The 12,015-nt window shown below is 40.4% G+C and carries 12 protein-coding genes and 1 tRNA gene; 2 read left to right on the top strand and 11 right to left on the bottom strand.

Translation table 11 applies throughout. The features are described from left to right. Positions 1-1,359 precede the first annotated feature (1,359 nt). The 8 genes from METTI_RS15585 to METTI_RS10685 all read right to left on the bottom strand — a co-directional run bounded on the left by METTI_RS15585 (position 1,360) and on the right by METTI_RS10685 (position 7,116). Positions 1,360-1,803 (bottom strand): transposase, encoded by a 444-nt coding sequence (locus METTI_RS15585; RefSeq protein ID WP_245596172.1) that lies wholly within the window; start codon positions 1,801-1,803, stop codon positions 1,360-1,362. 2 nt (positions 1,804-1,805) lie between these two features. Further along, positions 1,806-2,174, bottom strand: a complete 369-nt coding sequence (locus METTI_RS10715) for a transposase (RefSeq protein ID WP_048135209.1) — start codon at positions 2,172-2,174, stop codon at positions 1,806-1,808. A 250-nt stretch (positions 2,175-2,424) separates the two neighbouring features. Next, positions 2,425-2,512: transfer RNA gene (locus tag METTI_RS10710), tRNA-Leu, on the bottom strand. 196 nt (positions 2,513-2,708) lie between these two features. After that, positions 2,709-3,365: a PEF-CTERM sorting domain-containing protein gene (locus METTI_RS16115; protein ID WP_023845842.1), complete on the bottom strand. Its 657-nt coding sequence runs from the start codon at positions 3,363-3,365 to the stop codon at positions 2,709-2,711. A gap of 151 nt (positions 3,366-3,516) precedes the next feature. Further along, a complete protein-coding gene (argF, locus tag METTI_RS10700) occupies positions 3,517-4,422 on the bottom strand; it encodes an ornithine carbamoyltransferase (protein WP_023845841.1) in 906 nt (301 codons plus the stop codon). Between the two features lie 30 nt (positions 4,423-4,452). Next, positions 4,453-5,757 (bottom strand): phosphoribosylamine--glycine ligase, encoded by a 1,305-nt coding sequence (gene purD, locus METTI_RS10695; protein ID WP_023845840.1) that lies wholly within the window; start codon positions 5,755-5,757, stop codon positions 4,453-4,455. Positions 5,758-5,948: 191 nt separating this feature from the next. Further along, positions 5,949-6,482 carry an orotate phosphoribosyltransferase gene (pyrE, locus tag METTI_RS10690; protein WP_023845839.1) on the bottom strand — a complete coding sequence of 178 codons (534 nt, stop codon included), beginning with the start codon at positions 6,480-6,482 and terminating at the stop codon, positions 5,949-5,951. A gap of 76 nt (positions 6,483-6,558) precedes the next feature. Further along, positions 6,559-7,116, bottom strand: a complete 558-nt coding sequence (locus METTI_RS10685; RefSeq protein WP_023845838.1) for a CDP-2,3-bis-(O-geranylgeranyl)-sn-glycerol synthase — start codon at positions 7,114-7,116, stop codon at positions 6,559-6,561. Positions 7,117-7,244: 128 nt separating this feature from the next. On the opposite strand from METTI_RS10685, the gene METTI_RS10680 reads away from it, so the two are divergent. Further along, entirely contained in the window at positions 7,245-8,303 is a 1,059-nt protein-coding gene (locus tag METTI_RS10680; protein ID WP_023845837.1) for a cytochrome c-type biogenesis CcmF C-terminal domain-containing protein, read from the top strand. A 4-nt stretch (positions 8,304-8,307) separates the two neighbouring features. Then, the gene (gene ccsA / locus METTI_RS10675) at positions 8,308-9,369 is read left to right on the top strand and encodes a cytochrome c biogenesis protein CcsA (protein WP_023845836.1); all 1,062 of its coding nucleotides are present in this window, start codon (positions 8,308-8,310) and stop codon (positions 9,367-9,369) included. Between the two features lie 59 nt (positions 9,370-9,428). On the opposite strand, the gene METTI_RS10670 is transcribed toward ccsA, so the two are convergent. Genes METTI_RS10670 through xseA form a run of 3 tightly spaced genes read right to left on the bottom strand, consistent with a single transcriptional unit; the run spans position 9,429 to position 11,827 of the window. Next, positions 9,429-10,208: a methyltransferase domain-containing protein gene (locus METTI_RS10670; protein WP_023845835.1), complete on the bottom strand. Its 780-nt coding sequence runs from the start codon at positions 10,206-10,208 to the stop codon at positions 9,429-9,431. Between the two features lie 27 nt (positions 10,209-10,235). Next, on the bottom strand, positions 10,236-10,541 hold the full coding sequence (locus METTI_RS10665) for an exodeoxyribonuclease VII small subunit (RefSeq protein WP_023845834.1): 306 nt from the start codon (positions 10,539-10,541) through the stop codon (positions 10,236-10,238). A gap of 47 nt (positions 10,542-10,588) precedes the next feature. Next, positions 10,589-11,827 (bottom strand): exodeoxyribonuclease VII large subunit, encoded by a 1,239-nt coding sequence (gene xseA / locus METTI_RS10660; protein ID WP_023845832.1) that lies wholly within the window; start codon positions 11,825-11,827, stop codon positions 10,589-10,591. Positions 11,828-12,015: the final 188 nt, after the last annotated feature.

Below are 12,015 nucleotides of genomic sequence, written 5' to 3'. Positions count from 1 at the left end.
CGAGTTTTTAGCTCTTTGGAAGTACATTGAAAATATACCTGAAAAATTCTTACATCACAAGTCATACAATGACATATATCTATTTCTTGAAGAGTTAAAAAACGATGATAACTCCATCCTTATTTTAATACTTCAAAATTTTGAGAAAATAGCTTCCATAGCGTTTGAGACACTTAATGACATAAACAAACTAGAATTTCATGATTTCAAAATTACTAATGATGAATACGAACTCATGATATTTCTTGACATGAAGATTCATCCATCATATATGAGATTAATAGAATCTGTTTATTCTGAGTTAATATACCCACTCAGTTCATATTATAGAATTAAACGGTCTGTAAAACTGGAGGGTTTTGACGTATACAAGAGGGTAGAAGAATTAGAAAAGTCAGGCAAATATAACTATTTAGCAAGACCCTACAATCATACAATTAGAAACGCTATTGCTCATGGAGGAGTAGTATACAAACCACCAAGTACAACTGTTTACGAAGATAAGAATAACCGTCTAGAACTTTTTTCAAAAGAAGTAATCTCCAATTTTGACGACATGCTTGATATCTGCAATGGTTTAGCCTTAGGATATAGATTATTCTATACCATGAATAGAGACTTTATGGAAAAACATAATGTTAAAACACCTTTGTCGCTAGTTACAGATGAACTTAGAGCAGAATTGTATGTACCTGGATGGAGTATCAAAAAATGTTTTGAATCCGAGACTTATGACAATAAATCACAATTGATAATATTTACACAAAATGACATATTTAATTCTGCAAAGATTCTATATTTCGCATTCCGTTCAGCAATCTTAATCGAAAAGAATGCTCCAGGATATGAGAGGTATTTCTTTAACTATGAATCTAAAAAATCATTGAAAGGTTGGTCTATTTTTAATGGCATTGAGTTGGAAAAATTAAGGAAACAAGAGGCAAACAAAATAGATGATTACAAAAATAGCCTTGAAAATCACTTTGTATTCAGTCCCAAATATATAGTGAAGATAGCAAATCTATTCTCAAAATTATCAACGCTCATACTAAGTTTCAAGATACAGTACAATATTGAAAAAGAAAAATTAGGAAGAAAACTCAATCCTTTAGCAATCGAAGTAAGAGAAACTACAATTCATAGAAATGGAAATTTCAGCGTAATAAATGGATCAGTTGTTGTAAAATCGAACCAAAATATACAAATGGACATCCTTATAAAAAATAATCATAAATTGATACTAAGAAAAATAATAAAAAATGCAAAAAAAGAGACAAAAATAACTGCTATTGAACGTTACTTGCCAGTTGGACATGTAAAAATAACTGTATTTGAACATGATTTTAGAATGAGCCTATTTCAAAACCTTTCCCCTATCTTTTTCCAGCATAACAAGAAGCATGCAATATCTAATAACCCTTTGAAAACAATATTCAGTCTTTCATACCTACTTGCTATTTTCCTGAATCCCATCTTCAACCATGCAAAGAATCGTTCTATAGTTCCTCTTTTATGATATGACTCATACTCGAATCTTGTAGGTCTTCCTCTTTTTCTGTGTTTTTCATTCCTGCTGTTGACTGGAATGTTACTTTTTATAGCTCTGGATCTTAGATACTTCCGTATAGCAACATTATCATAAGCTGAATCTGCAAGTACTTCTAATGGTCTTGTTCTTGGTTTTCTATCAGTCTTAACCTTGATACTTTCCATGATCTTGATAAATTGTTGACTATCATGTTCCTTTCCAGAAGCAATTTGGATCGTCAATGGAAAACCGTCACAACTTACACAAACATGAATCTTTATGCCTTTCCTTTTTTTATGACCGTTGTATGTGGAGTCTTCTCCCCTTTTTTAGTTTCAATGAAACTGCTATCAACACATACAACATCCATAGAGAACTTACCATTCTGGTAAGCGGAATCCCGAAGGGATTCCATTATCCTGTTCCATATACCTTCCTCTGACCATCTTTTCAGCCTTCTCCAGGCAGTTGCCTGGGAACCATAAATAGCTGGCATATCTCCCCATCTGCAACCAGTTATCAGAACAAAGAGAATACCATTGATGACCTTACGGTCATCAGCCCTCTTTCTTCCGGTTATTGGTTGTGGTGGTAAATGTGGCTTAATAAATTTCCATTGATCATCAGAGATTTCTCTGAATTCCATTCATATCCCCATAATAACATTCAGAGAGATAGTATTTATAGTTTTGATATGGGTTCATAAGAAAATTAATAAATTCAGGATTAATCCCTGAATTAGTCTGCACCATTGTAAAAAGAAGATTAAAGCGAATAAAACAAATTGATATACTAAACGGAATACCAGAAACTGTTGGGAATAATAGAATCGTTTGGAACAAAAAGTTTATGGATTCAAAAAAAGAATATCATTGTGAAGACAAAAAATAGTAATATGGTGCGGGAGATGCGATTCGAACGCATGAACTCCTACGAGACTAGGCTCTGAACCTAGCGCCTTTGGCCAGGCTGGGCAACTCCCGCAATGTGAATGGTGATTAAATGGATTTATTCTATATATTCTTTATCGATTTCGGGGATTCAGACCCTGAAAGCAAAAGATGGAATCTGCTACTGGCTGATCACATATAGACATATCGCTAGTAAGCAATGAGAAACAGAAGAAAAAAATAGATCAGACCGGTTATACCGGCCCATATTTGTTTACTGACTTTTCTGATTAGTCCTTACGGCGCTGGAACACAAATGCCAGACCGATAATTGCGGCAATAGGCAGTGCAACAGTTGGGAATTCAGGTATTTCTCCCTGGTCACAGCTTATTTCCATAGGAACGTAATCACATGCTGGTGAGCTCCATCCCCATCCTATAGGATACTTGCACTGTGCATTATCCGGTCCTGGATCATTGTCATCATCAATTACGACATTCATTGCCCATCTGAATGATTCACATTCAAAGACTGTCTTGTCAATCATTATAGTGAAAGTAGTTGCCTTTGTCAGATCTGCATTATTACCTGTAACAGACATTCCTGCAGGAAGGGCATTTGTTGCAGGACCCCATCCTCCTGAATATTCTTTATAAGCAGGTTGTGAATCATCGATTCCGCCTTCACCAGGCATTACACCAAGAATAAATACAGGAGCTGTCTGATCGGAAATTGCAAGTTGAACACCTGTTGCTGAACTTATTGGTGCAATTGAAGGATCAATCTCTACCATCCATTCAACATATGTCGTATATTCAGTTACTGTAACATCAAATTGTGCTTCAGTACATCCAAAATCTGTTTCGTCTAGTTCCACAGTCGTTGCCGCTGATGCCATTCCTACAAGAGATATAAGCACAGCTAATAGTGTTAATATTTTCTTCATATTGTAACCCCACACTTGTTTCTTTATAATACACGTTACGTGTGTGACAATACTATATAAGAGTGCCCCTTGTATATGATTATGAAAAATAATGAAAGCAGAGATAAATATAATTCAAAAAATATGATTAAAAATGAATGGACTGAAAATATCATGCCATCATTTTCATAAGGAGAGCTTTCTGAGCGTGCAGGCGGTTCTCTGCCTGGTCAAAGACAACTGAATGAGGACCGTCCATGACCTCTGCGCTAATCTCTTCACCGCGGTGTGCAGGGAGACAGTGCATAACAATGACATCAGGTTTAGCCTGCTCCACCAGTTCAGTATTTATCTGGTATGGTGCAAGGTCTTTCAGGCGCTTCTCGCGCTCCTCCTCATCGCCCATAGAAACCCACACATCAGCATAAAGGATATCTGCATCTTTTACAGCTTCAGACGGGTCATTGGTGATAGTAATATTTCCGCCAAGTTCCCTTGCAAGCTCAACAATGTCCTCATCCGGCTCATATCCGGGAGGACATGCAACCGCAACTTCCATATCCATAAGGGCACCGCCAATAATAGCAGAATTACAAACATTATTTCCGTCACCAACCCACGCATATTTCAGGCCGGCTATCTTACTCTTGTATTCGCGGATAGTGAGGAGGTCAGCAAGAATCTGGCATGGGTGTTCCTTATCCGAAAGTGCATTAATAACTGGAATTGAGGAATTTTCCGCCAGTTGTTTCACCGTCTCATGGCTATAGACCCTTGCAATAATAGCATAAAGATATCTTGAAAGAACCTCGGAAGTATCGCCTACAGTCTCGCCTCTGCCAAGCTGCATATCCCTAGCGTTAAGATAGAGAGCATGCCCTCCAAGGTCACACATCGCAACCTCAAAAGACACACGGGTACGTGTAGATGACTTTTCGAAAATCATGCCGAGACTCTTATTCTTTAGCAGGTCTGTGACCTTACCTCTCAGGCGTTTTTCCTTAAGGTCCTCCGCCATATCGAGTAACTCATTGATCTCATCATGAGTCAGGTCTGCCATTGAAATCAGGTGCTTCATACTTAAACCCTCACTATATAACTAATAAAACTATTGCCCGCGTATTTCATTCATGTGGTCAATACGCCTCTGGATAAGGAACTGCTTACCAATATCATTCCTGTAATGAAGATCACCGGTAAGATTCTCCAGAGCATTCTGGGCTATCTCTTCTGCCTTTTCAATTGAATCAGCAACACCTACAACAGCAACAGCCCTTGAACCTGTGGTGTAAACCCTTCCATCCTTCTCATAAACACTTGAATAGAAAAGAATTGCATCACCAATGTCACCCACAGTTACTTCCCTGTCCTTTGTAGGGTCATCAGGATAACCTGCAGGAACAGCATACTTACATACTGTTGCCTTGCTGCTGAACTTCACATTAACCTTATCAAGTGTGCCGCTTGCCATTGCAGCCAGCACATCAACATAATCAGACTCAAGCAGAGGCAGTACGTTCATTGCCTCAGGGTCACCGAAACGTGCATTGAACTCAATAACCTTTGGACCGTCATTTGTAATCATGAACTGACCGTAGAGTGTTCCCTTGTACTCCTGTCCGGTTTCCTTATAAAGTGCCTTGATGGTATCCTTCATTATCTGTTTTGAATTCTCAACATCTTCAGCGGTCAGGAACGGAAGAATTTCACCTGCTGCGTTGTATGAACCCATTCCGCCGGTGTTTGGTCCGAGGTCATTCTCAAATGCTCTCTTATGATCCTGGACTGTTGGCATGAAAGCAAGGTTTTTTCCATCAACAAAAGCCTGAAGTGTGAACTCCTCACCAACGAGGTTCTCCTCAACAACAACACTTCCCATATCAAGAAGACTTGCAGCATACTCTTTTGCAGCCTTTAGGTTCGGTAACTGGTCGCCCATTACCTTGACACCCTTACCACCTGTAAGACCGGCAGGCTTGATAGCAACATTTCCAAGCTCATCGATGAAAGCATCCATTGCATCCTTATCAGTGAAAACATCAAAAACAGGACACCCTGCAATATTGTTGTTCCTCATGAAGTTGCGTGCCCATGCCTTATCGAACTCAAGCTGTGCAACCTTCTGTTTAGGACTTGCAACGCTGATGCCTTCTGCTTCAAGGGCATCTGCAAGACCCACTGAAAGAGGTGCTTCCGGACCAACTACAACAAGTTCGATGTTCTTAGAAACAGCATACTCGACCACCTTCTCAACGTTAGTCTCCTTCTCAAGAAGATAATCTTCACAAAGAGCAGCAATGCCTGGGTTCTTCTTTGACATCACTGCATAGATGGACGGGTCTTGCCTGCTACGCTCAATCGCTGCCACGATAGCATGCTCTCTTCCGCCGCCACCAACTACTAGTATATTCATTTATGAAACCTCATTTATCAAAATTTATCAGAAAAATCTTATCAGATTGTTAGATGTAATACATCGATATTCAATTGATTCAGGATATTTTTGTTTGATTATAAGTAGGAATTAGAATACCAGAGAGTTCTAATTCCTGAAATAAATAACTTGTCTTTTATTCGGATGTTCAAATGAGAAAAATAGAAGTATCAGATGAGATCACTTGCCCTGACAAGAGGGACAAGTTTCACACCTATATCACTCAGGCTTTTCTCTGCCCCGGACTCACGGTCAACAACAGTGATTACACTGTCAACAACAGCCCCTGCTTCACGAATTGCCACAATAGCGTCCATTACAGAACCGCCACTGGTAGTTACATCTTCAAGAAGCAATATCTTTGAACCTTCCTGGAAATCACCAACAAAGCGTCCACCAGTACCATATTCTTTCTCAGACTTACGAATAAGAATCAGAGGAAGCTCAGTCTCCATTGAAACCGCTGTTGCAAGTGGAACGCCACCAAGCACAACACCGCCAACAGCATCGAGATTCATATCCTTAATGACCTTTCCTGCTTCCTTTGCTATAATTTTCAGGGTTTTAGGATCAGTGCTTGCCTTTTTAATATCAATATAATAGCTGCTCTTCTTTCCGGAAGCAAGTGTGAAGTCACCAAATTTGACTGCACCACATGCCTTTAATGCATCAATTAATGTACGTTTGCCATTCCCGTGAGACATAAAATCACCGATAATTGAATAATTCCTAATAATTACTAAATAGATTATTTGTTTGATAATTGTTAAACTCTGTTAATCACCAGGGCTCATTTTTTACCCCGATGAAATAACCAACAACGTTTGTCACAAAATGTAACAGAGGAGTTATGATGAGCAAAGTAAGGACAATGCCGGAAGTGAAATTACCCAAAAACCATGCAGGTGAAGCAATCAATGTCAGTAGCCATGCACCCATGACAAAATCAAGTTGGTCAACACCTGGAAGGGCGGCACCTCTCTTGTACCCCATCCTGCGTTTGAAGTAACTCATGGACATATCACCCAGAAGCGAGCCGAATGAAAGGGTGAATATCACAAGCAGCGCACCCATACCTTCCCCGAAGGATGGCAGTTCAACACCAAATATGCTGCTGCTTCTGCTAAGATAATACATCTGTAACAGGCCCAGTAACATTCCGCATATTGTACCTGCAATAAGACCGCGCCAGGTTTTCCCATCTCCAAGCATGCGACGTCCATCAGACATCGTTCTGCCACCATCTATAGGACGGCCACCACCAAAAACAGCAGCCATAGAATTTGGAAGGTAAGCAGGAAGCATCAGCCACACAGCAGTGATGATTATCTCTATCAAATAACAAACCTCTTTGAAAACTCTTTTTTGCAATTTCCGTTTGCAATACCTTTGTTTAATATATCAAAGTACAACGGATAAAATAGCTCTAACTATAAATACGTTGTACACATAAAATTTCCCGCAAGATGAAAAACAAAATACCAAACCTGACAAACAGTAATACCATGCTTGCGACTGTTGTCACTTTTCTCTTACTGGCAACTATCATCACAATGGGGATGCTAACCCCACTTATCGCGAAGCTCGTAAACGGCGTGGACCTGAGCCTTGAGTCTGCATATTTTAACAACCGGTCTGCAATTCCTGTTGCTGCACTGGTACTGCTTCTGAGCACTTGCATGCTCACAGGTTATGCAGATAAAAAATACGTGATTCCGGTAGTAGCGGGTTCAGCATTGCTTTCAATTATTTTTGCAGTGATATCACCATTTGGAAATACTCCTATCGATATTTCCCTGCCAATACTGATAGTAGCCCTGCTGGCAACCTTTTATCGCATATATAATATGATAATGAGCAGAAAGAATGCTGCAACTAAAGAAATGATCAGGAAAATCAGCGCACATGTAATTCACATTGGGATACTGATGATCCTGCTTGGAATAGTCCTTAGTTCCAATATGAAAATGGAAGGTTCTGCAATCCTAAGTTCAGATTCCAATGAAATCATAAGCTTTGGTGGACAACACTACCAACTTAAGATGAACAGCATGAACTCATACTACAGCGGAGAAGCTTTCAGGAGCTATCCTGCATCATCTTACACTACTGAGGTTATTTTTGATATTTACAAGGATGGCAGTTATTTTAAGAGTGGTAAAGTGAACTATATCACCGATTTCAAATGGGGACAGACATACACAACCACTTACATAAATCGCGGACTCACCGAGGAACTTTTCATCGCTCCAAGAGCTATTGATGAATCTGCCGGTGAAATTGATCTTTACATGAGAACTGTCCCATTCATTAACTGTCTCTGGGGAGGCATCTACCTCATGGTAATAGGCATTGCTGTCCTTCTGTTTACTGATCGTGGAAAAAAAGAAAAAATGAGTCATTCCACCAGCACCGCATCAGAAAAAATTCGTCCTGATACCGCAGATAATGAAGACAAATACGACCGCATGCTTCAGCAGGAAATAAAGAAGCGTAAAACAAAAAGAATGAAGGACAAGAGGTGATGATTTGAATTTTGGAATGATACTTATATGGATATCCTTCATCTGCGGACTTGGAGCTACATTTACTTCAATAAAATATTATACAAGCTCTGACCACAAATCAGGATTACTGACAAAGAAGCTTGAAATGCTCTGCACGCTTGCTATCACGCTCTCATCAATTATGCTAATTATACACCTGCTTGGTGTGAATGCATCCTACGAATACGTGTATAATCATTCAAGTACCGATCTTTCATGGTTCTACCGCATTTCAGCATTCTGGGCAGGCCAGCAGGGCTCCCTTCTGCTCTGGGCATGGGCAATTCTTGCAATGCTTATGTTTGTGCGTTACACCGGCCACACAAAGGAGTTTGCAGAATCAAAACTAATGGACATTACCACAATGGTAACAATGGCAATTGTATCTGTATTCCTGATACTGCTTGTAATAGACAATCCATTTTCAGCTTTCAGGATTCTGCCCTCAGGTTCCATAGAACCAACTAACTGGAATCCTTTTGTCACACTCTACGATGTACAATACGGCCAGGGAATGAATCCTCTCCTGAGAAACCCATGGATGGCTATCCATCCTCCAATGCTTTTCCTGGGCTATGCAGCATTTACCATTCCTTTTGTAGCTGCTGTTGCTAACTTAATCACAAAAGACAGCCGCTGGACCTTAATCTCAAGAGACTGGATGAGAATTGCATGGCTTTTCCTTACACTTGGAATAGGTCTTGGAGGTTTCTGGGCATACGAAGTTCTCGGATGGGGAGCATGGTACTGGACATGGGACCCTGTAGAAACATCTTCACTAATACCATGGATAACTGCCACAGCATATCTTCACGCACAATCACGTTCAAGATATGGAGAATACGGATTCCTGGCACCATTGCTTGCTATTGCATCTTTCATACTTGTTATATTTGCAACCTTTGTCACAAGAAGTGGTATATGGGCCTCTGTGCACTCATGGCAGGATTTCACAACAGAGGGACTCATCATAGCAATTTTCCTTGTGATTCTCACCGGAAGCAGCGTTATACTTCTTGGTAAGAGATACCTGGAAGAAAACTGAAATCGGAAAATAGAACACAAAACAGAATTTCAGACAATTGCTTTAAAGCATTTGCCATTTTACTTTTTTACCGCATATACATTTAGACGGCGGAAATACTCAAAATACGTCCCATCTTCCTGCACAGCAATCTTCTTTGCTTCTCTGACAACATGGTCCCTGAAAAGCGCAGCCCTATCCTCCGGTAGATGGGAGATAAATGGAACAAGTCCTGGATGGTCTATCCATCCAACATAGGATTCTTCATCCGGAAAATTGCGATCAGCGTTCTCCATCCAGACACGAATATCCTCAAAACCTGATTCTGCAAGCAAATGTTCGTATTCTTCTACACCGGGCATATACCAGGGCCACTTGAATAAACTGAAATCATCTTTGAATTCTGGAGAAGACATTGCATCCTGAAGAATTGAAGCAAGGTTCAGACAATTACCTTCACCGGCAAACTGTGCTCTCATGATAGCACTATTTTTCATTGACTGGTATATGTGTCCCAGAGCCAGAGAATGATCTTTCACCCAGTGAAGAGCAGCATTTGAGAACACAACATCGAACTCATTTTCAAATCCCAAATCAGTAATATCGCACAGTAAAAACTCCAGGTTGCCAGTTTTGTGTTTCTCTGCCTGTTCAAGCATGGAAGAAGAACTGTCAATGCCAATTACTTTTCCATTTGGAACCTTTTCTGCAAGTTTAGAGCTGAGAAGACCATTGCCACAACCAAGATCAAGGATATGCTCTCCGCCTTTCAGGCCAAGCTCATTCATTACTTTGCTGCCCCACTCTTGCTGTGGTGCCGAGAACTTCTCGTACTTCTCACCATCAAATCCTTTTTTCACAGAAAGCCTCCGTTATCCGGAATGGATTTATTCTTCAATAAAAGTTTCAGTCTTCAGATTACCATTTTCTTCTATCAGAATCTCAATCTTCCTTTCAGCCTTTGAAAGCTTCTGGTTGCATATCCTGGCAAGTTTCATGCCACGCTCAAATAGCCCCAGACTCTCATCCAGAGTCATTTGCCCTCGTTCGAGTTTCTCAACCAGAGATTCTAGTTCTTCAAGAGACTCCTCAAAGCCCAGTTTTTCTGAATCTGCCGAATTACTCATAAGATCACTCATCTGGCGTTTCCCAACATCTGTGTTTTCTTCAGAACTTTTTCTAGTTCTTGCCATAAACTTCAGCTCCTAATCCTTCCTGTTCTTTCAGGTTTCTTATAATTTCAGCCATTACCATTTCTGTTAGCGCCATTGCAATTATTTCCCTTCTCTGACCTAGTACCCATTACTTTGCACTCAAGAGTACCATCCATTAGTCTTACATCGACCGAATCATCAGTCTTCACATCACCAACACTTCTGATCACAGCATGATTCTCACTTTTCAAAGCAATACTGTAACCACGTTCAAGAGTGTTCAGAGGACTTACTGCATTCAGCCTGCCTGCAAGTCCGCTAAGTGAAGCATGCCTGGATTCCATTGCTCTTCCAAAAGCCATCTCTATGCGGGAACTTAGTTCATCAACCCTCTGCATATCCCGTCTCAGGATCTCCACAAATCTTTCCGGCTCTATACGCGAATAAAGATAGCCAACATGATGCCGCTTATCAGCAATAAGATGTATTGCAGCCTGCTGCATACGTAATATCATAGATTCTACGTGTTTATTCAGGTCAGTCTTTTCAGGAACTGCAATTTCGGCTGCTGCTGATGGCGTTGGGGCCCGTACATCTGCCACAAAATCTGATATTGTATAATCCGTTTCATGACCCACAGCCGATATTACAGGAATCCCGGATTCAAATATAGCCCTTGCAACTACCTCTTCATTAAAAGACCACAGGTCTTCCAGAGAACCACCACCCCTCCCCAGGATAATCATATCTACATCAGTCCGGTTTAGATATTCAAGAGCTTTTACAATGCTCTCTGCGGAATTTTCACCCTGCACTATCGCCGGACTTAGCAGGATATCCACAGGGAACCTGCGCCTTAGTACGTGAAGTATATCATGGATTGCTGCCCCGGTGGGTGACGTAATTACACCAATCTTTGAAGGATACTGAGGAATCTTCTTCTTGTGCACCACATCGAACAAACCTTCTTCCTGTAACCTGTTCCTGAGCTGTTCGTATGCCTTGTAAAGCTCACCGATTCCATCAGGACGCATATCAAGAACCCTGAGCTGATACTGGCCACGGACAGTGTAAACGTCAACAGTTCCGAATACAAGGACTTTCATCGAAGACTCAGGTTCGAATTTAAGTGTCCTGTTGGTCATCCTGAAACTTACGCAGCTTATCTGTGCGTTTCCATCCTTCAGAGTGAAATAATGATGACCGGAGCTATGTTTAGTAAGGTTCGATATTTCACCGCGAACCCACACTTGAGATAGTTGTGGATCGCTTGTAAGAACCTTTTTTATGTGCTCATTTAGCTGTGATACGGTGTATATACCCATGCAGACCTCCGGTCTTTAAAGATAATATGATTCGGGAGTATAAAACCCAGTGGGAAGTAATGTGAAAGTATTGTATTAACGCTTGTTGCTGAAAATCTTATTCCAATACCCGGTGATATCAAACCCTTCTAAAAGTCATCTAAAAAATAAGTTCATAAATAAGTAAATACTTAAAATTTAATTTAGAA

Origin of the sequence: Methanolobus tindarius DSM 2278 (genome assembly GCF_000504205.1) — an archaeon.
Lineage (GTDB): Archaea > Halobacteriota > Methanosarcinia > Methanosarcinales > Methanosarcinaceae > Methanolobus > Methanolobus tindarius.
This window is presented reverse-complemented; position numbering and strand designations above follow the sequence as displayed.